This window comes from Bradyrhizobium sp. ORS 86 (assembly GCF_045571475.1).
GTDB lineage: Bacteria > Pseudomonadota > Alphaproteobacteria > Rhizobiales > Xanthobacteraceae > Bradyrhizobium.
The window spans coordinates 5,654,778-5,676,785 of record NZ_CP120699.1 but is presented as its reverse complement, the minus strand read 5'-3'; the positions used below and the strand labels follow the sequence as shown (position 1 = coordinate 5,676,785).

Here is a 22,008-nt window from a genome sequence, read left to right as displayed (position 1 = left end):
TTCGGCAGTCGCAGCTTTTGCCTGCAAAGTCCGCTTGACAGCTCTCGAGCTCACGCGCAGGATCATTCGTATACGAACGATATAGGCAGGCGGAGGGAAGCGCAGTATGATCGACCGCCGCCGCAAGTCCAGGCTTGGTCACGATGGCTGACACAATGACGGTCATTGCCGGCGACAAGATCCGCTGCGATGCCTGCCCGGTGATGTGCTACATCAAGCCGGGTGCGGCCGGGGCTTGCGACCGCTATGCCAATCAAGATGGAACGTTGGTTCGCGTCGATCCGCATGTTGTGCTGGAGCGCACCGTGTCGCACGGCGGCAAGCTGGTGCCGTTCCAGGTGAGCGGCGACTGGGATGGCAAGATCGTCCACCAGCCCGACCTGTTCGTCACCGCGATCGGCGCCGGAACCACCTATCCGGACTACAAGCCGGCGCCGTTCATCGTGTCGTCGGAGGTCGATGGCGTCGACATGGTCACCGTGGTGACCGAGGGCATTTTCTCGTATTGCGGCGTCAAGGTGAAAATCGACACCGACCGCTATCTCGGCCCCGAAACCGCTGTTGTCCGCGCGGACGGCGAGGCGGTCGGCCACGTCACGACCAGCGAATACGGCTCGCAGATGCTGTCGCTCGGCGGCGTGCATCATCTGACCGGCGGCTCGAAGAAGGAGGGGCGTGTCACCTGCGACACGCTGATGGACCTCTCCAACTGCAAGGCGGTGGAGCTGACGATTGACGGCGGCGCCACGGTCGTCGTGCAGGCCGGCAAGCCGCCGATCGTCAACGGTGTGGCGGAAGAGCGGATGCGGGTCGGCTGCGGCTCGGCGACGATCGGCATGTTCGCCAAGCAGTGGCACGGCAAGGTCGATGAGGTCGTCGTGGTCGACGACCACATCACCGGCGTGCTCAGCGAGCACCAAGCCGGCAAGCTGCTCGATATCGCCGACACCGGCATCAAGATGAAAGGACGGCGCTCGACGCCGGGTCGCTATTTCCAGGTCGCCGAGCCCGGCACGGGGTGGGGCGGCACTAATATCTCCGATCCGTTGTCAATCCTCGGTCCCTTCAATCCGAAGGAGGCGCGGCCTGGGCTGACTATGCTGATGGTCTCGACCACCGGTGAGCACGCCTCGTACTATGTGCTCGACGACGCGCTGAAACCGGTCGAGACCGAGATGCCTGTTGACCTCAGATTTTCAGTCGAGCGCATCCAGGAGAATTGCGAGCCGGCGCTGTGCACCGTGCTGTTCATGGGCGGTGCGGGCGGATCACTGCGCGCCGGCGTCACCGACAATCCGGTGCGGCTGACACGCTCGGTGAAGGACGCGCTGACGCGGGTGACCAGCGGCGGCGCGCCGGTGTATGTCTGGCCGGGCGGCGGCATCACCTTCATGGTCGACGTCACGCAGATGCCGGCAGGCGCGTTCGGCTATGTGCCGACGCCGGCGCTGGTGGCGCCGATCGAGTTCACGATGAAGCTGTCCGACTATGCGGCGCTCGGCGGCCACATGGATTATGTCCGGCCGTTGTCGTCGCTGCGGGACAGCGCCGAAGTTCGGCCGATGCCCTATCTTCCCGGGCGGCGCGCATGACCCGGCTCCCGCAAGTCGCGCTTCTTCCTGACGGCAAGCGGCTGCATTTGCAGGACGGTCCCATTGATCTGATCATCGAGGCGAAGGGTGGGGATGCCAACGTCCGCACCGCCTATCAGGCGGCGGCACAGCGTTTCACCGGATTGCTTGATGAACTCTGCGCGGAGCTCGCCTCGCTGCGCAGCGCCGCCGATCCCCGGCATTGTGCGCTAAATGGAATCGTCGCGCGGCGCATGCATGCGGCGGTCGCGCCGTTTGCCGCCGACTGCTTCATCACGCCGATGGCGGCGGTGGCCGGCTCCGTCGCCGAGGAAATCCTAGGTGCGATGCTGCGGGCGGCGCCGCTCGACCGGGCCTATGTCAACAATGGCGGCGACATCGCGCTGCATCTCACCGGTCGCGAACAGTTCGCTGTCGGCTTGATGGACCGGCCGGACTGCCATGGTGTGATGCGCACCATGGTCATCGAAGCCGACATGCCGGTGCGCGGCATCGCGACCAGCGGGCGCCACGGCCGCAGCTTCTCGCTCGGCATTGCTGACGCCGTCACGGTGTTGGCGCGAACGGCGTCGCAGGCGGACGCTGCTGCGACCATCATTGCCAATGCCGTCGATCTCACTGGCCATCCCGCGATCGTCCGTGTTCCTGCCAATGAACTGCAGCCGGACAGCGATCTGGGTGCGCGGCTCGTGACCCGCGGCGTCGGGCAATTGTCGGAGGCCGAGGTCGCGCAGGCGCTGGAAACAGGCGTCAGGCAGGCGCAAGACCTCCTGATGTCGGGATTGATCGAGGGCGCGGCATTGCGTCTACTGGGCGCAACACGGTTGGTCGGTGCAACTGGGGACGAGGCGCCGGCATCGCACGCGTTTCAACAAACAACGCCAGCAAACATGCTGTTGGCATGACCGGGAGCGAGGCTGACACGATGAGCGCCGTCATTCGCAAGATCGTCACCGTGGTCGAGGAAACCCATCTGGAGATGGGTAAGACCGTCGCACCGCCGACCCGGCGGGCCGCCGCGATTGCCGTGATCGAGAACCCCTTTGCCGGCCGCTATGTCGAGGATCTGTCGCCGCTGATCGCGATTGGCGAGGAACTCGGCGAATTGCTCGCCAAGCGGGCGGTGGCTGCGCTCGGCATCGACGGCGCCAAAGCGCATAGCTACGGCAAGGCCGCCGCCGTTGGTGAAAATGGCGAGCTGGAGCATGCGGCCGCGATCTTGCATCCGAAGATGGGCGCGCCGGTGCGCAAAGTGCTCTCCAAGGGCGCGGCGCTGATACCCTCGTCGAAGAAGCGCTCCGGCCCGGGCACGACGCTGGATATTCCGCTCGGGCACAAGGACGCAGCCTTCGTGCGCAGCCATTTCGACGGCATGGAGGTGCAGATCAACGACGCACCGCGCGCCAACGAGATCATGGTCGCGGTTGCGGTGACCGATAGCGGGCGGCCGCTGCCGCGCGTCGGCGGGCTGACGGTTGGCGAGATCAAGGGCGAAGACGGATTGCGATAATCTCTTTGAAGAAAAACTGGAGGATGGGATGCGTGGGTATTTCGTAAGCGCGGGATTGGCGATCGCGGTCGCGACCATGGCGAGCAGCGCCATGACATCGCAGGCCATGGCGCAGAGCGAGATCAAGATCGGCGAGATCAACAGCTACTCGCTGCTGCCGGCGTTCACCGAGCCCTACCGCAAGGGCTGGCAGCTCGCGGTGGAAGAGATCAACGCCGCCGGCGGCATCAACGGCAAGAAGCTTGTCGTCATTTCCAAGGATGACAACGGCAAGCCGGCCGACGCGCAGACCGCGGCGAACGAGCTGGTCTCGAGCGAGAACGTCGCGATGCTCACGGGCACCTTCCTGTCCAATATCGGGCTTGCGGTCAGCGACTTCGCCAATCAGAAGAAGGTGTTCTTCCTTGCCGCCGAACCTTTGACCGACGCCATCACCTGGTCGAAGGGCAATCGCTACACCTTCCGCCTGCGTCCCTCCAATTACATGCAGGCCGCGATGCTGGTGGAGGAGGCGGCGAAGCTGCCGGCCAAGCGCTGGGCGACGATCGCGCCGAACTATGAATATGGCCAGTCGGCGGTTTCGGTGTTCAAGAAGCTGATGTCCGCGAAGCGGCCCGATATCCAGTGGGTCGACGAGCAATGGCCGCCGCAGGGCAAGATCGACGCCGGTCCCGTGGTGCAGGCGGTCGCTGCCGCCAATCCGGAAGCGATCCTCAACGTCACCTTCGGCGCCGATCTCGTGAAACTCGTGCGCGAGGGCAATACCCGCGGCCTGTTCAAGGGCCGCGAAGTGGTGAGTTTCCTGACCGGCGAGCCGGAATATCTCGATCCCTTGAAGGACGAGACGCCGCAGGGCTGGATCGTCACCGGCTATCCCTGGTACTCGATCAAGACGCCCGAGCATGAGGCGTTCCTGAAGGCCTATCAGGCCAAGTACAACGATTATCCGCGGCTTGGCTCGATCGTCGGCTACGAGACCATCAAGTCGGCGGCGGCAATCCTCGCCAAGGCGGGCTCGACCGATCCGGAAAAGCTGATCGCGGCAGCCGAGGGGATCTCGGTGTCGTCGCCGTTCGGCGAGATCACCTTCCGCAAGGTCGATCACCAGTCCACGCTCGGCGCCTTCACCGGAAAGACCGCGCTGAAGGACGGCAAGGGCATCATGGTCGATACCGCCTATCGCAAGGGCTCGGACTATCTGCCAAGCGATGCCGAGATCGAGAAGATGCGGCCGAAGGATTGAGGCGACTGCTTCTACTCCCTCGCCCCGCTCTTGCGGGGAGAGGGTCGGGGTGAGGGGTTATCTCCACGAGTGAGCCTGCGGAGAGTCCCCCTCACCCGGATCGCTTCGCGATCCGACCTCTCCCCGCAAGCGGGGCGAGGTAAGGAAAAAGTGACGCTTGTGTTCTCCAACGCGGACCGCCCATGGCCTTCTACGTCGTCCAGTTCCTGACCGGTCTTGCCAGCGCGGCGTCGCTGTTCCTGGTCGCTTCGGGCCTGTCGATCATCTTCGGCGTGACGCGGATCGTGAATTTCGCGCATGGCGCGTTCTACATGCTCGGCGCCTATGTCGCCTTCACGCTGACCGAGCGCCTCGATGGCGCGCTCGGCTTCTGGGGCGGCATCGTCACCGCGGCACTGATTGTCGCGGCGATCGGCGTGCTGGTGGAAATGCTGCTACTGCGGCGGATCTATCACTCGCCCGAGCTGTTCCAACTGCTCGCGACCTTCGGGCTGACGCTGATGGTCGAAGATCTCGTGGTGCTGGTCTGGGGGCCGGATGACCTGGTCGGCCGCCGTGCGCCGGGCTTCAGAGGGGCGATCGATTTCTTCGGCCAGAACGTTCCGAGCTATGACCTGTTCCTGATCGTGCTCGGGCCGGTCGTGCTCGGCGCGCTCTGGCTCATGTTCCAGCGCACCCGCTGGGGCATCCTGGTGCGCGCGGCGACGCAGGACCGCGACATGGTCGCGGCGCTCGGCGTCAATCAGAAATGGCTGTTCACCAGCGTGTTCGCGCTCGGCGTCTTCCTCGCAGCGCTCGGTGGCGCGTTGCAGATTCCGCGCGACGCCGTGAATCACGCGATGGATCTGCGCGTCATTGTCGAAGTCTTCGTCGTGGTCGTGATCGGCGGTCTCGGCAGCATCACCGGCGCCTTCGTCGCCGCCGTGCTGGTGTCGGAGCTCAACGCATTCGGCATCCTGATCTTTCCGAAGATCTCTATCATCCTGGTGTTCCTGGTGATGGCGGTGGTGCTGATCGTGCGTCCGTGGGGGCTGTTCGGCAAGCCGGAAGCGCCGGCGCGGCGCACGCCGGGGCTATCGGTCAATCCGTGGCGGCCGCTGACGGCGAACGAACGGTTCGCCGCGGTCGCGGCGCTGGTCATCGCCGCCGCGTTGCCGTTCTTTGCGGGCAACTACGCACTCACCGTCGGCTCGGAGATCGCGATCTTCGTGATCTTCGCGGTCAGTCTGCATTTCCTGATGGCGGTCGGGGGGCTGGCCTCGTTTGGTCATGCGGCTTATTTCGGCCTCGGCGCCTACGGCGTGGCGCTGCTCGCCAAGATGGCTGGCTTGCCGATGATCGCGTGCCTGCTGCTTGGGCCGCTGCTGGGGCTGGTTGGCGCGGCCGTGTTCGGCTTCTTCGCAGTTCAGCTCTCGGGCGTCTATTTCGCGATGCTGACGCTGGCGTTCGCACAGATCGTCTGGTCGATCGCGTTCCAGTGGGTCTCGGTCACCGGCGGCGACAACGGCATCCTCGGCGTCTGGCCGGAGAAGTGGGCGGCGAGCCCGTCGCATTTCTACTGGCTGTCGCTCGGCATCGCCGCGCTCGCGGTCGTGGTCCTCCGCATCATGGTGTTCTCGCCATTCGGCTTCGCGCTGCGCGCCACGCGCGATTCGCCGCTGCGCAGCGAGGCGATCGGCATCAACGGCAAGCGCATCCAGTGGACCGCCTTCGTGGTCGCGGGCACGGTAGCCGGGCTTGCCGGCGCGCTGTTCGCCTATCTCAAGGGCAGCGTCTTCCCGGACAACATGGGTATCTCGCTCTCGGTCGATGCGCTCGTCATGGTGCTGCTCGGCGGCGTCGAGACAGTGTCGGGCGCGGTGATCGGTGCGATCGTCTACAAGTCCTTGAACATCTGGCTGGTCAGCCAGACCGATCTATCCAAGCTCGTGCTCGGCGCCTTCGTGGTGCTGATCGTCGTGGCCTTCCCGAAGGGCATCGTCGGCACGCTGGAGGCGTTCATGCATCGCCGCCGCAAGTCCTCGTCGTCGGCGTCATCCCTTCTCACCTCGCGCATCGAGACTGCCGAATGAGCATGGTCCCCACATTGCTGTCGGTCGAGGGGCTGACCAAATCCTACGGCGGCGTGCACGCCGTGCGAGGGGTCTCGTTCGAGCTGCGCTCCGGCGAGATCCTGGCGCTGATCGGACCGAACGGTGCGGGCAAGAGCACCTGCTTCGACATGCTCAACGGCCAGAACGTCCCTGATACCGGCCGCATCCGCGTGCTCGGACAGGAGACGACGGGCAAGAAGCCGCGGGTGATCTGGCGGATGGGCGTCGGGCGCACCTTCCAGATCACGGCGACGTTCCCGACCATGACAGTGCGGGAGAACGTGCAGGTCGCGCTGGTGTCGTATGGCCGGCACTTGTTCAATCTCTGGGGCTCGACCGCAAACCACGCGCGCGACGAGGCCGGGCGATTGCTCGACCTGGTCGGCATGGGCGCCTATGCGGAGCGGCCGTGCGGCGAACTCGCCTATGGCGACCTCAAGCGGCTGGAGCTTGCGATCGCGCTCGCCAACCAGCCGAAGCTGCTCTTGATGGACGAGCCGACCGCCGGGATGGCGCCGCGCGAGCGGATCGAGCTGATGCGGCTGACGGCGCGGATCGCGCGCGAGCAGTCGATCGGTGTGCTCTTCACCGAGCATGACATGGACGTGGTGTTCGAGCATGCCGACCGCATTCTGGTGCTCAACCGCGGCAGCCTGATCGCCGAAGGTTCGCCGCAAGAGGTCCGCGGCAATGCCCAGGTCCGGGCGATTTATCTCGGCGAGGGCCTGGTCTACGACGCGCGGCATCGCGAAGGGGCATCGGCATGAAGCTCGCGGTGAAGGATCTCAACAGCTTCTACGGCCCGGCGCACATCCTGTTCGACATTTCGCTCGAGGTCGGCGAGGGCGAGGTGGTCGCGCTGCTCGGCCGCAACGGCGCCGGCAAGTCGACCACGTTTCGGTCCATCGTTGGCCTGGTCGAGAATCGGACCGGCCAAATCGTGTTCGAGGGCAAGGATGTCTCGCGCGAGCCGACGCATGCGATCGTGCGCGGCGGCCTCGGCTATGTCCCGGAAGAGCGGCGCATCTTCACCGACCTGACGGTGGAGGAAAATCTCGAGGTCGGCCGCCAGCCCAAGCGGGCGGGCGCACCGCAATGGGATCGCGACAAGCTGTTCAAGCTGTTCCCCAATCTCGGTGAGATGCGCGGGCGTCCTGGCGGACGCATGAGTGGCGGCGAGCAGCAGATGTTGACGATCGCGCGCACCTTGATGGGTAACCCGTCGCTGGTGCTGCTCGATGAGCCATCGGAAGGGCTGTCGCCGAAGATCGTCGAGCAGATGGTCGATGCCATCCTCGCAATGAAGCAGGAGGGCGTCAGTATCGTCGTCTCCGAGCAGAACTTGCATTTCGCTCGGCTGATCTCGGATCGGGCTTATATCATCGAGCGCGGCCGGATCTGCTTCGGCGGCACCATGGCCGAACTCGACGCGCGTCCGGATGTCCGCGACGCGCATTTGTCGCTGTAAGGGGCGGAGCGGGACGATGGCCAGGACCAGTGTCCAAAAACGGAGCGTCAAGGCGGCCAAGCCGGCCTACGTGCTGGACGACCAGATAGGCTTCATTCTGCGCCAGGTGTCGCAGCGCCATGCCATGATCTTCGCCCGTGACATCGGCATCACCCTGACGCCGACGCAGTGGGCGGCGCTGTCGAAGCTGTCGGAAGTCGGGCCGTGCTCGCAGAACCAGCTCGGGCGGCTGACGTCGATGGATGTTGCGACCATCAAGGGCGTGATCGACCGGCTCACCGCGCGCGGCCTGACCGAGACCTCGCCTGATCCGGACGACGGCCGGCGCCTGCTCGTCAGCCTGACGCGCAGCGGCCAGCAATTGGCCGAGAAGGCGATCCCCAATGCACTCGCGATCTCCAAGGAGACGCTGGCCCCGCTCGACGCCAGGGAGCGCGACACGCTGATCGCGTTGCTCAGCAAGTTGCGCTGACGGGCGGGTTGGCAGGCAGGCTAATCTGCGATGCCAAACGCCAGTGCGACAGCTCCCACCAGGATCAGACTGAGGGCCCAAACGGTATCCAGATTGAACCAGCTACGGGATACGAATGTGAGGCCCAGATAGCGGTACACCAGCCATGCCAGACATCCGCCGGCCACGATCATCGCGCCAGCGTGGACGATCGACACCAGCACGGCCATCGTGATGTTGGCATTGATCAGGGCGCCGGCGGCCTCGTGGCCTTGTGTGAGATCGGTGTCCTGGCAGAGCCCGAGATAGATCGGCACCAGCATCAGCGCTGCACCGTGGGCAATGGCCACCGTGAAGGACCAAAGCCCCAGTTGCGTCGGTGGTATCCGGGTCAAAGCCTTCGGATGGCGGCGGTCGACGAGCCGATAGATGCCGAAGGCGATGACAACAAGGCTGGCGCCGACCCGGATCGCGCGTTGCCATTCGGCAAGTGCGACCAGCAGCGCGAATGGCAGGAGCACGACCAGGATCGCGAGCAGGTGACCGATCGCGAGCGGCCCGAGCGCGGCTACCAGCGCGCGCGAGCTCCTTTGCATCAATCCAGCCGAAACCGCGAGCGGCCAGCCCATGCCGGGATTGATTCCGTGGTACAGGCCGCTCGCGATGACTGCCAGCCACAGCCAGGCCGGCGTCCAGTCGGCTGCGTTCACATTCAAGCCGACGGATAGCAGAACGAGTCGGTCGAACAGTCGCCGCCGTCGAGCCGGATCTGGTGCGCCCGATAGCCGTCGGGGAAGCTGACCCAGTAGTCCTTGGCCAGTTCAAGCCCGCCGCCCGGGCTCACATTCGCCATCACCTCGGCGCCGGGAATGCCTTGCGGATAGAACTGGTCGTCCCAGGTCGAGTAGAGCGAATTGGTCCAGTACACCCGCTTGCCGTCGCGGCTGATCTCGACCATTTGCGGACCACCTGCGAAGACCTGCCCGTTCGGGTGCGGCGCACGGCGGGCGATGCCGCCGATGCGGACCGATCCGGCCAGCTTCGGCTTGCGAGGATCGCTGACATCGTATTGGCGCATCTCGCCGGTGGCCCAGCAGGAGACGTAGAGGAATTTGTCATCCATCGACAGATCGATATCGGTGACCAGCGGTGGCACGGCGCCAAAGCCTTGCAGGAGCGGCGGCAACTGGTCCTTCGGCGCGGGCTCGGGCGGGATCGTCACCGTCTTCTCGATGTGAAACTTGCCGCCGTCGCGCCACCAGGTCCAGATCGAACCCTCGAGGTTGGTGGTATCGACCACGACGCCGACGAAGCCGTATTCGCGAACCGGATCGTGGGCGGGACGCACCTCCAGCGCCATTTGATGATTGGCGCCGAGGTCGATGGTCTGGACATTGCGCCGCGCCCGCAGATCCCAGAAGTGCAGCCGATGGCCGTATTTGTTCGACAGCAGATCCTCGGGCACGATTCCGTTCTCGAATTGCGGCGGCAAGGCCCACTCGCTGCTCACCATGTAATCGCGCGGCAGATTCCACCAGAAGTCGTAATGCTTGGTCTGCGGGCCGCGATCGATCTCCCAGCGTCCGAGCACATCGAACGTCTCGCAGTCCATGATGAAGATGCCGGGCGGCCCTTCGGTGCCATCCGTGCCGCCGCCACCGAGCGTGCTGACGTAGATTCCTTCCGGTCCGCAGTGAATCGTGTGCGGCCGCGAATAGCCGGTTTTCTTGAAGACCTCCTCGGGCTCGATGATCTTGTGGATCCTGGCCTGCGTCGGATCCGGCTTGGTGTCGACGATGTAGATCCGGGAGGATCGGAGGCCCGGAATGACAAGATAGCGGCGCTCAATGAACGCGTGCCCTGCCAGCGGCGACAGGGCCGACGAGCAGGCATTCCAGCCGAAATGGTGAAACTCGTCGCCCTTGTTGGGCATCGTCACGGTGTGGACGATCTTGCTGTAGGTCGGCGAACCCGGCTTGACGTCGATGACGGCGAGCGCGTCGGGCTTTGAGAAGTCCGGGCTGAGCAGCAGGGTGTAGGCGAAGTTCTCGGCCGGAGCTTCCATCGCAAGCTTCGGCGATGCGTGAAACGTGGGATCTGGTCTCATCGTCATCGTGCTGCCTCTTGGTTGCCTGGTGTGGACCAACACGGCACGGCGGCATGCAGCAAGAACTCATCCGGATCGTCAAATGCCTCTTGCGAGTTCCGCCGGCTAGGTTCGTTGGCGGTCACGATACACCTCAACACTGTCCGGAGAAAGCAGGCTTCGGTCGCGGCGAACGTCGTCAGTTGCGTGGATCGCGTCATGCCGGGGGCGCGACGAGGCCCGCGCGCCCCGGAATGACTGATGTCGGGGCTGACTACTTCGCCACGATCTCCGGCACTTTGCCCGCCGGCGGCGTGTTGCGGCTGCGCTGGGTGCGAACGATGCCGTCGATGATGGTCATGCCGATGCCGGGGAGATCGCCGAGCTGCACGCTCTCCAGGATGGTCTTGCCCGGCGAATGCTGCGCCTTGTCCATCAGGACGAAGTCCGCCGCGCGGCCAACCTCGATCAGGCCGCAATCGAGCTCGCGCATGCGTGCGGTGTTACCGGTCGCGAGACAGAAGGCGAGTTCGGCGGGCAGCTCGCCGAGCGAGGACAACAGCGAGACCATGCGCAGGATGCCGAGCGGTTGCACGCCGGAGCCGGCCGGGGCGTCGGTGCCGAGGATGACGCGATGCAAGTCGCCCATCTCGCGCGCGGTGCGCAGCGTGAACAGCGCCGAGCGCTCATTGCCGTTGTGAACCAGCTCGAGCCCCCGCTTGCAGCCCTCGCAGATGCAGCGGATCTGGTCGTCGGGCAGGGCGGTGTGGCCGCCATTGATATGGCCGACCACGTCGGTGTCGGCCTCCAGCACCACGTCCTTGTCGATCAGACCGGAGCCGGGAATCGAGGGGCCGCCGGTATGGATCGTGCTCTGGATGCCGTATTTGCGCGCCCAGCCGACCATCTTCCGCGCGGTCGGGCCGTCCTTGACGCCGCCGAGCCCGACCTCGCCGAGCAGCTTGACGCCGGCGGCGGCCATTTCCTTGAAATCGTCTTCCACCATCTCGCATTCGATCACGGGCGCGCCGGCATGCACCTTCACGCCGCCGGGCCGCAGCGTCCAGAACGCGCGCTGCGCGAACACCGCCATCGCTTTCAGCCCGACCACGTCGCGGGGACGGCCGGGCATGTGGACCTCGCCGGCGGAGATCATGGTGGTGACGCCGCCGTGCAGATAGCTGTCGATCCAATTGATCTGGTTCTGCCGCGGCGTCCAGTCGCCGGCCACCGGGTGCACATGGCTGTCGATCAGGCCGGGCGCCACCGTCGTCCCGTTGGCATCGACGATCGTGGTGGCGCCTTCGGTATCGACCTCCTTGAGACGGCCGATCGCTGAGATCTTACCGTTCTCGGCGACGACGGTGTCGGCATCGAGGATCGGCTTCTCCAGGGCCCCCGACAGCAACAGCCCGATATTGCGGATCACCAGCTTGCTGGGGCCGGTGGCCTGGGGCGCGTCATGGGCCATGGGTGGTTTCCTTCTGTTGTTGAAATCGCTTGCGAATTTGAGCCCGGCTTGACTTTCGGATCAAGCCGGATTATTCATTTGTATACGAATGATCGTATACAAACGATCCGGCCGGTCAACGGGGTTCAAGTCCTTACCCGCCAGCACACATCAGGGATTGGTGCGATGAGCAATTTCAACCAGGAAAGCGTCCTCAGCGTTCACCACTGGACCGACACGCTGTTCTCCTTCACCACCACCCGCAATCCCTCGTTCCGCTTCCGCAACGGCGAGTTCACCATGATCGGGCTCAAGGTCGGCGAGAAGCCGCTGCTGCGGGCCTACAGCGTCGCCAGCGCGAACTACGAGGACACGCTCGAATTCTTCTCGATCAAGGTGCCGGACGGTCCGCTGACCTCGCGCCTCCAGCACCTGAAGCAAGGCGACGAGATCATCGTCAGCCGCAAGGCCACCGGCACGCTGGTGATCGACAACCTCGAGGACGGCCGCAACCTCTATCTGGTCGGCACCGGCACGGGCCTCGCTCCGTTCCTCAGCGTGATCAAGGATCCCGAGACCTACGACCGGTTCGAGAAGGTCGTGCTGCTGCACGGCTGCCGCCGTGTCAAGGAACTCGCCTATGGCGAGATGATCACCGAGAGGCTGCCCAACGACGAACTGATCGGCGAGCTCGTGCGCGAGCAGTTGATCTACTATCCGACCGTGACGCGCGATCCCTTCCGCAATCGCGGCCGTATCACCGACCTCATCACGTCGGGCAAGCTGTTCACCGACATCGGCCTGCCGGCGCTCGATCCCGCCCACGACCGTGTCATGATCTGCGGCTCGCCGGCGCTGGTCGCCGACACCCGCACGCTGCTGGGCGGCCGCGGCTTCGTCGAGGGCAATCACGGAGAGCCCGCGCAGTTCGTGGTCGAGAAGGCGTTCGCCGAGCGCTGATTGTAGTCTCGCTCGCAATGACGGGGATGGAGCGGCGCGCACGACCCATCTCCTCACCCTGAGGAGCTTGCGTAGCAAGCGTCTCGAAGGGCGAGGCCCGAGCGGGGCCTCATGGTCCGAGACGCGCTTTGCGCTCCTCACCATGAGGGTTACGGTCACGGCCTGACTGCCGGCGTTTCCATCTTCATCCCGCGTGCCCGGGTCATCAGATACAGCTCCAGCTCGACCAGCTCGGGCGACCCGTAGTCATACGCCTGCGCGCGGATGCCGGTGATGCAGGCGCGCAGCCGTCGCTGCAGTGAGCCCAGTGATTGCCATTCCAGCCGGTAGAGCGGATAGCCGGTCGGCTGCCCCTGCGTGATCGGCGCACCGGCGAGCTTCTTGTCCCAATTGTCGTTGTGACAATTGGCGCAGCCGAGATTGAGCTGACCTTGTCGCTGCATGAACAGCGCGTGTCCCTGTTCGATGAAGGGCGCGAGCTCCGGATCGTCGCCGGCTTCGATCGGCATGTCACGTGACTGCTCCGCGACATAGGCCGTGAGCGCGAGCAACTCGTGACTTTCATAGGCAAGTGGCACCGCCTGCTGGTGATTGCTGCGGCAGAGATTGATCCGCTGTTCCAGATCGATCGGTTTTCCGAGCGTCTTCTCGTAGGCCGGATAGTGGGCTGCAACACCCTTCATGCTGACGCGTGCATCATTGTGGCAGTCGGCGCAGGCCTTGTTCGCGGTGTCGGCCTTGCGCTTCCACAGCGCTTCGCCATCCAGCACCCAGAGCATGCCGGGATTGTCGGTGTCCTCGTCCTGCATCGCCTTGCTGTCCGGTCCCATGAAGTCATAGCCGGACCGGCGCTCGGACTGCGGAATCTCGGTGGCGAGCGCGGTGCCCGCGATCGCCAGCAGAACTGCGATGCAGCCGACAATCCTCATTCGACCGTGATCGAAGCCGATGCGGTCTCCGAAAATCCCTTGTCGCCGATCCACTCGAATTCGAGCTTGCCGCTCTCGGTCGCGGTCGTGAAGAAGGTGACGAACGGATTGGCGGCAATCGCCGGAAAGAAGTCGGCGCGGAAAATCTCCGCGCCGTTGTAGCGGCAGGTGAAGCTCGTGATGATGTCGCGCGGCACCGCCGCGCCGGACGCGGTATGACGATAGCCGGTTTCCATGATGTGCGACATCAGCGTCTTGATCTCGATCACGTCGCCGCGCTTGGCCTTCTTCGGCACATTGATCAGGGCGGACGGCATCAGATCGCCTCCTCGGTGCAGGCCGCGAGCGTCACCACGACATCCGATGTCGCCGACCAGAAGGTGTCGTCAGAGAGGCGCGCGATTGCGGTGACCTTCTGGCTGTCGGCGAGGCGGATGCGGGTCGATACCTGGGCGCGCCCGGCGCGCGGCCCGAGATAGAAATTGCCGATGTTCGGCTGCGGGTTCTTCTCGTTGAACACGTGGATGCTTTTCACATAGTCGTTCGGCGCCATCGGGCTTGCAACGCTGACCGTCATCGGCACCGTATTGCCGTTCTCGACCAGCGGCGGAATCTCGAGCTTGACCTTGCCGGTCCGTACATCGGCTTCGCCGACGACGTTGCGGATCGCAGTCGCCAGCATGGCGGGCGTCGCCTCGGCCGGGCGTACGGTCACGACCGGAACCGCTCCCAGCATCGCGACACTGCCCGCGAGGCCCAGGAATGTGCGGCGCGTGGTCTGGTCCGAATCCGGCATCTGGCTTGTCCTTTGTTTGCGCATGATTCTTATCGGATCATGCGCTAGTTCCGCAGCGTCACCAGAAAGGCGACGATGTCCTCGATCTGCTCCGCCGACAGGATCGGCTTGCCGCGCCATGAGACGCCGACGCGCGCAAGACCGTCTACGCGATAGTAGGACGGCATGATCGTCGCCGCATTGAGGCGCGAGGCGTCCACCAATCGCAACCGCAACTGTCCCTCCGACCAGCGGCTGCCGCTGCCGGCAAGGTTCGGCGCGAGGTCGCCTTGAAACGCCTGCTCGGGAAATGGGCCGCTATGACAGAGGATGCAAGTGTTGGAGCGGTCAACGACCAGTGCGCGGCCGCGCGCGGCGTCGCCTTTGGTTCCCGTCAACGGCCCCGGAATGGCGTCGCCGACGATCGTATACGGACGCAGCGCCTGCGCCTCGGACCGGCCCGGGACCGCGAACAGGATCGCCGCGCACAGCACTGTGAACGCGAACCTAGCCAAAGGTGTCCCCCGTGAGCGTCTTGAACCAGTCTGCGGCCTGTTCGGCCTCACGCTGGCGGACGTCAGGCGGCGCATCGAGCGGGCTCGTCGTCACGTCAGTCTCGGCATATTGGTCGTCCTTCGGCTGATAGATGCCCTTCAGCGAAAATCCGTAGCCAGGTGCCACGATGTTGTAGCAGGCGCCATCGAGGCGCGGCGTCTCAACAGGCCCGCCGGCGAACGCATTGACGATAGCAGCCGCGCAGGCCTTGCCTTGCGCGGCCGCCGCCGATGCCGATTTCGGAATCGCGCCGGCGATGCAGGCGTCGCCGATGACGTGGATATTGGGCACGAGTTTCGAGGCGAAGGTGACCGGATCGATCGGGCACCAGCCGGTGCGGTCGGCGGTGCCGGCGATCGCGGCGATGCGTCCGGCCCGCTGCGGCGGGATCACGTTGGCAACGGCTGCGGTGTAGTTTCCGAAGTCGGTGACGATCTCGTTGGTTGCCGGATTGACCGAGGTCACGCGCCCGCCCTGCGACAGCGAGATCCGCTCGATCATGTCGGGGTAGAGCGTTTTCCAGGCACTCTCGAACAGCTTCTGCTGCGAATAATTGTCCTTGGCATCGAGCACCAGGATCTTCGCGCGCGGCTTCCGCGCTTTCAGATAATGGGCAATCAGGCTGGCGCGCTCGTAAGGCGCGGGCGGGCAGCGCAGCGGCGCAGCCGGAACGGCGATCACCACGAGACCGCCATCGTCCATGGCTTCGAGCTGCCTGCGCAGCAGCAAGGTCTGTTCGCCGGCCTTCCAGGCGTGCGGCATCTTGGCCGATGCCGCCTCGTCATAGCCGGGCAGGGCGTCGAAGCGCATGTCGATGCCGGGGGCGAGCACAAGCCGGTCGTAGGACAGTGAGGTGCCGTCAGCGAGACCGATGCTGCGTGCCTGCGCGTCGATCTTTGTGGCGGCCTGCGGCGCAACCGCAATGCCCTCGGCCGCGATCTTGTCGTAGGTGAATTGCTGCAAGGGGAGTTCGCGCAATCCAACGATCACCTCGTTGCTGAGCGGGCAGGCGGTGAACGTTCGGTTCGGCTCGATCAGCGTGACCTGAATTTGAGCGTCAAGCCGCCGCAGCGCCCGCGCGCAGGCCGCGCCGCCAAAGCCGCCGCCGACCACGGCAACGCGCGGCGCTCCTTGCGCGAATGACGGGCATGCCAGCGCCGCCGCTGCTGCGGCAGCGGCGCCGCGGACGACATCCCTGCGCGTCGGACGGCGCGTGACGGCCATGTGACAATCCGGAAGAAGACGCGGCGGCCGCTCGGGCCGCCGCGTGTTATCGGTTCAGGCGAAGGTGATGTTCTGGTCGCGGAGCGGGAATGTGCGGATCCGCTTTCCCGTCGCCGCGAAGTAGGCGTTCAGCACCGCGGGCGCCGCAACGCCGATGGTCGGCTCGCCGACGCCACCCCAGAACCCGCCGCTCGGCACCATCACCGCTTCGACCTTGGGCATTTCGTTGATGCGCATCGAGTTGTAGGTGTCGAAATTGGTCTGCTCGATGCGGCCATCCTTGACGGTGCAACCGCCATAGAACAGCGCGCTCAGGCCGTAAACGAAGGAGCCGGCGATCTGCCGCTCCACCTGCGCCGGGTTGACGATGTAGCCGGGATCGGTGGAGGCGACGATGCGATGCACCTTGATTTTGCTGCCGTCGGTCACCGAGATCTCGGCGGCGCCGGCGACATAGCTGCCATAGCCCATCACCTGCGCGATGCCGCGGTACACGCCCTGCGGCGCCGGTGTGCCCCAGCCGATCTTCTCGGCCACGGCGTTGAGCACGGCGAGATGCTTGGGGTGCTTGCCCATCAACTTGCGACGGAATTCGAGCGGGTCCTGGCCTGCGGCCTGGGCCAGCTCGTCCATGAAGCACTCCATGTAGATCGCGTTGTGATTGACGTTGACCCCGCGCCAGAAGCCGGGCGGGACATGCGGGTTGCGCATCGAGTGCTCAATCAGCAGGTTGGGCACCGAATAGCCGATCGCCGCTTCGCCGGCTTGCGCGACGCCTTGGAACGCGGCGGGATCCATGCCGTTCTGCAACGCTTCCGGCCGCACCGAGAACAGGATCGATTGGCCCGAGAGACGGTAATGCAGCGCGACTAGATTGTTGTTGGCATCGAACGCCCCGGTCAGCTTGCATTGCGTCACCGGGTGATACTTGCCGTGCTGCATGTCCTCTTCGCGCGACCATAACAGCTTGACCGGCGTGCCTGGCATCTGCTTGGCGATCGCGACCGCCTGGCGGACATAGTCGGTCATGCCGCGCCGGCCGAAGCCGCCGCCGAGCATCATTTTATGCACGTCGCATTTCTCGGCCGGCAGGCCCGATACCTCCAGCACTGCCGCGAAGGCCGCCTCGCCATTCTGGGTGCCGCACCACACCTCGCACTTGTCTGATGTGTAGAGCGCGGTGGCGTTCATCGGCTCCATCGTGGCGTGGTTCTGATAGGGGTAGCTGTAGACCGCCTCGATCTTCTTGGCGGCGCCTGCGATCGCTGCCTTGGCGTCGCCGTTCTTGTTGCCGACATAGGCGGGTTGGGCGTCATCCAGCCCTTCGGCAAGCCACTTCGCGATCGATTCGCTGGAGACCTTGGCGTTGTCGCCCTCGTCCCACACGATCGGAAGTGCGTCGAGCGCGGTCTTGGCGTGCCACCAGGTGTCGGCAACGACGGCGACCGCGCTGTCGCCAACTTGCACCACCTTCTTGACGCCCTTCATGTTGGCGATCTTGGCTTGGTCGAAGCTCTTCACCTTGCCGCCGAACACCGGGCAATCCTTGATCGCGGCGTTCAACATGCCCGGCAGCTTGACATCGACGCCGTAGACCATCGCGCCGGTGGTCTTGTCGACGGTGTCGAGCCGCTTCAGGCGCTTGCCCGCGATGGTCCAGTCCTTCGGATCCTTCAGCTTGACGTCGGCCGGCGGCTCGAGCTTGGCGGCCGCTTCCGCGACCTTACCGTAGGTCGTGGTCTTGCCCGTGGGCGCATGCGTGATGACGCTGTTGGACGCCTTGCACTCCGAGGCCGGGACCTTCCAGTCATTGGCCGCCGCCTGGATCAGCATCATGCGTGCTGTCGCGCCGCCTTTGCGCACGTAGTCCTGCGAGGAGCGGATGCCGCGGCTGCCGCCGGTGGAGAAGTCGCCCCAGGCACGCTTGCGTGCAACGCTCTGGCCGGGCGTCGGATATTCGGTCGTGACCTTCGACCAGTCGCAGTCGAGCTCTTCGGCGACGAGCTGGGCGAGGCCGGTCAGCGTGCCCTGGCCCATCTCGGAGCGGGCAATGCGGATCACCACCGTGTCGTCGGGCCGGATCACGACCCAGGCATTGACCTCGGGCGAGCCGTCAGCGGCACGCACCACCGAAGGACCGCCGAAGGGAAGGTCGAGGCCAAAGGCGAGGCCGGCGCCGGCTGTGGCCGAGCCGATCACGAAGGCGCGGCGATTGAGCTTTGGCGTGTTGAGTTTTGGCATGACGTGCTGATTCATGGCTGCCTCCTCACGCGCTTGCGGCAGCATGGATCGCCTCGCGCACCTGCTGGAAGGTGCCACAGCGACAGATGTTGGTGATGGCGTCGTCGATGTCCTGGTCGGTCGGCTTGGGGTTCTCCTTCAACAGTGCCGCCACCGCCATGATCATGCCGCTCTGGCAATAGCCGCATTGCGGCACATCATTGGCGATCCAGGCCTGCTGCACCTTATGCAGCGCGCCGTTGGGGCCGAGGCCCTCGATGGTGATGATCTCCTTGCCTGCGGCTTCGCTGACCGTGACGCCGCAGGAGCGCATCGCGACGCCATCGATATGCACGGTGCAGGCGCCGCATTGCGCGATGCCGCAACCGTATTTGGTCCCCGTCAGCCCGACGTTTTCTCTGATAGCCCAGAGCAGCGGCGTGTCGTCCTCGACATCTACGTTGATTGCCTTGCCGTTTATTTTGAGGTTTGCCATCGCGTTCCCCTGATTGGTCCAATCCACCGATTGAACTTCGCCGCGATGTTGGCCTTGAAACTGGAACCGTTCAAATCAAGAAAATGCGTTTGCGACGCGGGAAGATCGTCGCTGGCGCGGTGTTCAGCCGCACCCATCGAAGCCACATGGCAGTCATGCTTTTTTCGGTGAAGCGACAGCCAGCCGCAGGAAGCTCATGACGCTGCCGATCGCCGCAAAGCCCGCGCCCAATGCGAGCGCGAGCGTCGCGCCCTCGCGATCGGCTATCGCAAAGCACAATGCGGCGAGGGCCGCGCCCGTGGTCTGCCCGATCAGCCGCGCGGTCGCGACGATGCTGCTGGCACTGCCGCTGCGGTGCGGCGGCGCGCTCGACATGATCGCCTTCATGTTGGGCGTCTGGAAGAAGCCGAAACCGAGGCCGCAGATCATCATGCGCCAGACGATATTGGCGATGCTGGGCTCAGCCGGCAGGCTTGCCAGCAGCGCCATGCCGACGCCGAGCAGCAGCAGGCCGATGCCGCCGAGAATGCCGGCCGGGTAGCGGTCGGAGAGCCGTCCGCCGATCGGTGCCATCACGGCGACGACCAGCGGCCAGGGCGTCATGAAGAAGCCGGTTTCGACCTGGGACCGGTGCAAGACGTCCTCGAAATAGAACGGCAAGGACACGAAGCCGAGCCCCTGCACAGCAAATGAGCAGATCGCGGTGAGGGCGGACAGCGCAAAAACGGGCCGGCGGAATAAATCGATCGGCAGCATCGGCGCGGGATGCTCGGCATGCCGCCGGGTGAGGATCCAGCCGAACACCAGGGCGCCCACGAGTTCGGCGATCACCAGTGACGGCGCCGCCTTGTGTGCCGCACTTCCGATTCCCGTGATGAACAGGCCGAGACAAGCGCTGGCGAGCGCCGCACCGAGGAAGTCGAAGGCGTGAGTGGCGCGCGGTGTCGGCGGCAGCGTCTTCAGGCCGATCACGACCGCGATCAGGCCGAACGGAATGTTGACCGCGAACAGCCAGGGCCAGGGCCCGAGCGCGAGGATGCCGGAGGCGATGGTCGGTCCGAGCGTGAAGGCGGTGGCGACGACGAGCGCATTGTGGCCGAAGCCGCGGCCGTGCATCCGGCTCGGGTACACGAAGCGCACCAGCGCGGTATTCACGCTCATCAGGCCGCTGGCACCGAGCCCCTGCAGGGTTCGCGCGACCAGAAGGCTGGGCAGCGACCAGGCCAGCGCGCAACCGAGTGACGCTGCCGTGAACAGCAGAAGGCCGCCGAGATAGATACGCTGGTGGCCGACGATTTCGCCGAGTGCGCCGAGCGGCAATAGCGTCGCGACCAGGACGATCTGGTAGACATTGACCACCCAGACGACCTCGGCGGGGCTGACATGAAGATCGTTGGCGATCGCCGGCAGCGCGATGTTGGCAATTGCGGTATCGAGCGAGGCCATTGCCAGCGCCGTGAAGATCGCGGCCACCGCCCAGCGGCGGCGCTCCCAGGGCAATCCATCGGTCTTGGGCGCCGAGGGTGCGCCGGCCGTCGGGGTCTTTTCGAGCATGCCTTTGATGTCTCCGAGGGTCGCCGTGTACTACGCCGGCGCCGCATTCCACAGCCGCACGGCTGCATGAGGCGTATGCGATGCGGCCTTGGAGGCATCACGCGCTCCGACAAGGCCCGTGCAAATATCCCTCGATGGCGCGCAGGACCCGGCGGGTCGCCGCGGGGCGTGACAAATCCTTCTGGAGCGCATGATCCACCAGGGCGCGGGAGATCACGATCAGGTCTTCGACGGCATCGTCGTCGATGGGACTGCGGATCTCGCGGCGATGTCTGGCCAGCAACTTGCCGATCAGCTTTCGCAATTCGCTCGTTGCCGACAAATCGGCCGATTTGGGGCGCAGGCGATCCTCCTCGGTCTCCAGGATGCGGTTGAGGTTTGCCCGCTCGGCATGCACCTCGAGCTGAGCGCGAACGAGCAGGTTCAGTGACGCCACCAGGCTCTTGCCCTCGGCCGCCGCGATCGCCTCGCGCATCTTTTCCAGCAGCGAGGTCTCGAACTTGGCGATCAAGGCCAGCGTCAGCGCGTCCTTGTTCGGGAAGTACTGGTAGACCGAACCGACGCTGATCCCGCCGCGCTCCGCCACCGCATTGGTATTGTAACCCTCGAGCCCGCGTTCCTCCAAAACGCGAGCCGCCGCTTCCAGGATCACCGCAACGGTTTCCCGCGAGCGCTGCTGAAGTGGCTGTTTTCGGGCCTTCGTGTGCCGTTTCACCGGCATGAGACTGCGCTCCGGAAACGCGAGTTGCGGAATATGAGCATTTACTCACATTATGGAGGTGAAAGGAGAACCAATCAATGGTGACACTGCAATCGACAACGTCCCCCGTGCTTCCCGAACACGAGGATGATCCCCACACGTTTCACATCTTTGTCATGGTCAAGACCACGCGTCATTGGCTCGACCTCAAAACCGAGCAGCGCCGCGCGTTCCTGGACAAGGAGATCATCCCGCTGCTCCGGCGACGTCCCGAGCTGAGAATCCGCTGGTTCGAGCCGGAGGCCTTCTCGACCCGGGCGACCGATGTGATGATCTGCGAAACCCGTGATCTCTCGGCCTGGGCGTGGTTTTGCGACCACCTTCGTGAGACGCCGTTCTGGGATCATTATTTCGAAGTGCTCGACATCCTCCCGGCGCTCGAAGGCAACTATCTGACCTAGGATGGCGCGAGCCGGCCCGGACGGTTCCGGGCCGGCGCGTCGCGCCCGCGCCTCCTGTGTTCGCGGGTGCGTCACTGGATCGCGCGCAGGCGACTTTCGGATAACTTGCGTCATCGGAGCGATCGACTACCCTTGGCATACAAGCTCGCCGCGCGACCAGAATGCGGCTGCAGAGGGGAAGCGCATTGCACGGACAGGCGGACCGGCGCAGCGAAGTCACGCGTGGCGCCAGTGAGGGCGC

General features: G+C 64.9%; 22 protein-coding genes. 10 read left to right on the top strand and 12 right to left on the bottom strand.

The window, feature by feature from the left end; all coding sequences use genetic code 11:
• Positions 1-143: 143 nt before the first annotated feature.
• The 8 genes from P6U25_RS26220 to P6U25_RS26185 all read left to right on the top strand — a co-directional run bounded on the left by P6U25_RS26220 (position 144) and on the right by P6U25_RS26185 (position 8,378).
• Positions 144-1,592, top strand: coding sequence for a 6-hydroxynicotinate reductase (locus P6U25_RS26220; RefSeq protein WP_407147656.1), 1,449 nt, complete (start codon positions 144-146; stop codon positions 1,590-1,592).
• Positions 1,589-2,497 carry a UPF0280 family protein gene (locus tag P6U25_RS26215; protein WP_407147655.1) on the top strand — a complete coding sequence of 303 codons (909 nt, stop codon included), beginning with the start codon at positions 1,589-1,591 and terminating at the stop codon, positions 2,495-2,497. Before P6U25_RS26220 ends, P6U25_RS26215 begins: the two co-directional genes overlap by 4 nt.
• 20 nt (positions 2,498-2,517) lie before the next feature.
• On the top strand, positions 2,518-3,102 hold the full coding sequence (locus P6U25_RS26210) for an amino acid synthesis family protein (protein WP_407147654.1): 585 nt from the start codon (positions 2,518-2,520) through the stop codon (positions 3,100-3,102).
• Between the two features lie 28 nt (positions 3,103-3,130).
• Complete coding sequence (locus P6U25_RS26205) at positions 3,131-4,345, top strand: ABC transporter substrate-binding protein (RefSeq protein WP_407147653.1); 1,215 nt, start codon at positions 3,131-3,133, stop codon at positions 4,343-4,345.
• A 182-nt stretch (positions 4,346-4,527) separates the two neighbouring features.
• Positions 4,528-6,417 (top strand): ABC transporter permease, encoded by a 1,890-nt coding sequence (locus tag P6U25_RS26200; RefSeq protein ID WP_407147652.1) that lies wholly within the window; start codon positions 4,528-4,530, stop codon positions 6,415-6,417.
• A complete protein-coding gene (locus P6U25_RS26195; RefSeq protein WP_407147651.1) occupies positions 6,414-7,205 on the top strand; it encodes an ABC transporter ATP-binding protein in 792 nt (263 codons plus the stop codon). Before P6U25_RS26200 ends, P6U25_RS26195 begins: the two co-directional genes overlap by 4 nt.
• Complete coding sequence (locus P6U25_RS26190; protein WP_407147650.1) at positions 7,202-7,906, top strand: ABC transporter ATP-binding protein; 705 nt, start codon at positions 7,202-7,204, stop codon at positions 7,904-7,906. The genes P6U25_RS26195 and P6U25_RS26190 overlap by 4 nt, the downstream gene beginning before the upstream one ends.
• Positions 7,907-7,922: 16 nt before the next feature.
• Positions 7,923-8,378, top strand: a complete 456-nt coding sequence (locus P6U25_RS26185) for a MarR family winged helix-turn-helix transcriptional regulator (RefSeq protein WP_407147649.1) — start codon at positions 7,923-7,925, stop codon at positions 8,376-8,378.
• 20 nt (positions 8,379-8,398) lie between these two features.
• Here P6U25_RS26185 and P6U25_RS26180 read toward each other — a convergent pair whose 3' ends face one another.
• The 3 genes from P6U25_RS26180 to P6U25_RS26170 all read right to left on the bottom strand — a co-directional run bounded on the left by P6U25_RS26180 (position 8,399) and on the right by P6U25_RS26170 (position 11,914).
• On the bottom strand, positions 8,399-9,067 hold the full coding sequence (locus P6U25_RS26180; protein WP_407147648.1) for a hypothetical protein: 669 nt from the start codon (positions 9,065-9,067) through the stop codon (positions 8,399-8,401).
• A gap of 2 nt (positions 9,068-9,069) precedes the next feature.
• Positions 9,070-10,470 (bottom strand): selenium-binding protein SBP56-related protein, encoded by a 1,401-nt coding sequence (locus P6U25_RS26175; RefSeq protein ID WP_407147647.1) that lies wholly within the window; start codon positions 10,468-10,470, stop codon positions 9,070-9,072.
• A gap of 247 nt (positions 10,471-10,717) precedes the next feature.
• Positions 10,718-11,914, bottom strand: coding sequence for an amidohydrolase family protein (locus P6U25_RS26170; RefSeq protein WP_407147646.1), 1,197 nt, complete (start codon positions 11,912-11,914; stop codon positions 10,718-10,720).
• Between the two features lie 165 nt (positions 11,915-12,079).
• On the opposite strand from P6U25_RS26170, the gene P6U25_RS26165 reads away from it, so the two are divergent.
• Positions 12,080-12,853 (top strand): ferredoxin--NADP reductase, encoded by a 774-nt coding sequence (locus tag P6U25_RS26165; protein ID WP_407147645.1) that lies wholly within the window; start codon positions 12,080-12,082, stop codon positions 12,851-12,853.
• A 155-nt stretch (positions 12,854-13,008) separates the two neighbouring features.
• Here the strand turns inward: P6U25_RS26165 and soxA are convergent, their stop codons facing one another.
• The 9 genes from soxA to P6U25_RS26120 all read right to left on the bottom strand — a co-directional run bounded on the left by soxA (position 13,009) and on the right by P6U25_RS26120 (position 21,327).
• Entirely contained in the window at positions 13,009-13,782 is a 774-nt protein-coding gene (gene soxA / locus P6U25_RS26160; RefSeq protein ID WP_407147644.1) for a sulfur oxidation c-type cytochrome SoxA, read from the bottom strand.
• Positions 13,779-14,099, bottom strand: coding sequence for a thiosulfate oxidation carrier complex protein SoxZ (soxZ, locus tag P6U25_RS26155; protein ID WP_407147643.1), 321 nt, complete (start codon positions 14,097-14,099; stop codon positions 13,779-13,781). The genes soxA and soxZ overlap by 4 nt, the downstream gene beginning before the upstream one ends.
• Positions 14,099-14,578, bottom strand: a complete 480-nt coding sequence (locus P6U25_RS26150; RefSeq protein ID WP_407147642.1) for a SoxY-related AACIE arm protein — start codon at positions 14,576-14,578, stop codon at positions 14,099-14,101. Before P6U25_RS26150 ends, soxZ begins: the two co-directional genes overlap by 1 nt.
• 44 nt (positions 14,579-14,622) lie before the next feature.
• The gene (gene soxX / locus P6U25_RS26145) at positions 14,623-15,051 is read right to left on the bottom strand and encodes a sulfur oxidation c-type cytochrome SoxX (RefSeq protein ID WP_407152616.1); all 429 of its coding nucleotides are present in this window, start codon (positions 15,049-15,051) and stop codon (positions 14,623-14,625) included.
• 13 nt (positions 15,052-15,064) lie between these two features.
• Positions 15,065-16,336, bottom strand: coding sequence for an FCSD flavin-binding domain-containing protein (locus P6U25_RS26140; RefSeq protein ID WP_407147641.1), 1,272 nt, complete (start codon positions 16,334-16,336; stop codon positions 15,065-15,067).
• 54 nt (positions 16,337-16,390) lie between these two features.
• Positions 16,391-18,592 carry a molybdopterin cofactor-binding domain-containing protein gene (locus tag P6U25_RS26135; protein WP_407147640.1) on the bottom strand — a complete coding sequence of 734 codons (2,202 nt, stop codon included), beginning with the start codon at positions 18,590-18,592 and terminating at the stop codon, positions 16,391-16,393.
• Positions 18,593-18,602: 10 nt separating this feature from the next.
• Positions 18,603-19,052, bottom strand: coding sequence for a (2Fe-2S)-binding protein (locus P6U25_RS26130; protein WP_407147639.1), 450 nt, complete (start codon positions 19,050-19,052; stop codon positions 18,603-18,605).
• Between the two features lie 153 nt (positions 19,053-19,205).
• A complete protein-coding gene (locus P6U25_RS26125; RefSeq protein ID WP_407147638.1) occupies positions 19,206-20,606 on the bottom strand; it encodes an MFS transporter in 1,401 nt (466 codons plus the stop codon).
• A 97-nt stretch (positions 20,607-20,703) separates the two neighbouring features.
• Complete coding sequence (locus P6U25_RS26120; protein ID WP_407147637.1) at positions 20,704-21,327, bottom strand: TetR/AcrR family transcriptional regulator; 624 nt, start codon at positions 21,325-21,327, stop codon at positions 20,704-20,706.
• Positions 21,328-21,404: 77 nt separating this feature from the next.
• Between P6U25_RS26120 and P6U25_RS26115 the strand changes: the two genes are divergently transcribed.
• Complete coding sequence (locus tag P6U25_RS26115; protein ID WP_407147636.1) at positions 21,405-21,767, top strand: darcynin family protein; 363 nt, start codon at positions 21,405-21,407, stop codon at positions 21,765-21,767.
• The last annotated feature ends 241 nt before the right edge of the window (positions 21,768-22,008 follow it).

Coding starts and splice junctions, on each gene's coding strand:
- P6U25_RS26220 (WP_407147656.1), top strand. CDS start 144: ATGGCTGACACAATGACGGTCATTGCCGGCGACAAGATCCGCTGCGAT.
- P6U25_RS26215 (WP_407147655.1), top strand. CDS start 1,589: ATGACCCGGCTCCCGCAAGTCGCGCTTCTTCCTGACGGCAAGCGGCTG.
- P6U25_RS26210 (WP_407147654.1), top strand. CDS start 2,518: ATGAGCGCCGTCATTCGCAAGATCGTCACCGTGGTCGAGGAAACCCAT.
- P6U25_RS26205 (WP_407147653.1), top strand. CDS start 3,131: ATGCGTGGGTATTTCGTAAGCGCGGGATTGGCGATCGCGGTCGCGACC.
- P6U25_RS26200 (WP_407147652.1), top strand. CDS start 4,528: ATGGCCTTCTACGTCGTCCAGTTCCTGACCGGTCTTGCCAGCGCGGCG.
- P6U25_RS26195 (WP_407147651.1), top strand. CDS start 6,414: ATGAGCATGGTCCCCACATTGCTGTCGGTCGAGGGGCTGACCAAATCC.
- P6U25_RS26190 (WP_407147650.1), top strand. CDS start 7,202: ATGAAGCTCGCGGTGAAGGATCTCAACAGCTTCTACGGCCCGGCGCAC.
- P6U25_RS26185 (WP_407147649.1), top strand. CDS start 7,923: ATGGCCAGGACCAGTGTCCAAAAACGGAGCGTCAAGGCGGCCAAGCCG.
- P6U25_RS26175 (WP_407147647.1), bottom strand. CDS start 10,470: ATGACGATGAGACCAGATCCCACGTTTCACGCATCGCCGAAGCTTGCG.
- P6U25_RS26170 (WP_407147646.1), bottom strand. CDS start 11,914: ATGGCCCATGACGCGCCCCAGGCCACCGGCCCCAGCAAGCTGGTGATC.
- P6U25_RS26165 (WP_407147645.1), top strand. CDS start 12,080: ATGAGCAATTTCAACCAGGAAAGCGTCCTCAGCGTTCACCACTGGACC.
- soxA (WP_407147644.1), bottom strand. CDS start 13,782: ATGAGGATTGTCGGCTGCATCGCAGTTCTGCTGGCGATCGCGGGCACC.
- soxZ (WP_407147643.1), bottom strand. CDS start 14,099: ATGCCGTCCGCCCTGATCAATGTGCCGAAGAAGGCCAAGCGCGGCGAC.
- P6U25_RS26150 (WP_407147642.1), bottom strand. CDS start 14,578: ATGCCGGATTCGGACCAGACCACGCGCCGCACATTCCTGGGCCTCGCG.
- P6U25_RS26140 (WP_407147641.1), bottom strand. CDS start 16,336: ATGGCCGTCACGCGCCGTCCGACGCGCAGGGATGTCGTCCGCGGCGCC.
- P6U25_RS26135 (WP_407147640.1), bottom strand. CDS start 18,592: ATGAATCAGCACGTCATGCCAAAACTCAACACGCCAAAGCTCAATCGC.
- P6U25_RS26130 (WP_407147639.1), bottom strand. CDS start 19,052: ATGGCAAACCTCAAAATAAACGGCAAGGCAATCAACGTAGATGTCGAG.
- P6U25_RS26125 (WP_407147638.1), bottom strand. CDS start 20,606: ATGCTCGAAAAGACCCCGACGGCCGGCGCACCCTCGGCGCCCAAGACC.
- P6U25_RS26120 (WP_407147637.1), bottom strand. CDS start 21,327: ATGCCGGTGAAACGGCACACGAAGGCCCGAAAACAGCCACTTCAGCAG.
- P6U25_RS26115 (WP_407147636.1), top strand. CDS start 21,405: ATGGTGACACTGCAATCGACAACGTCCCCCGTGCTTCCCGAACACGAG.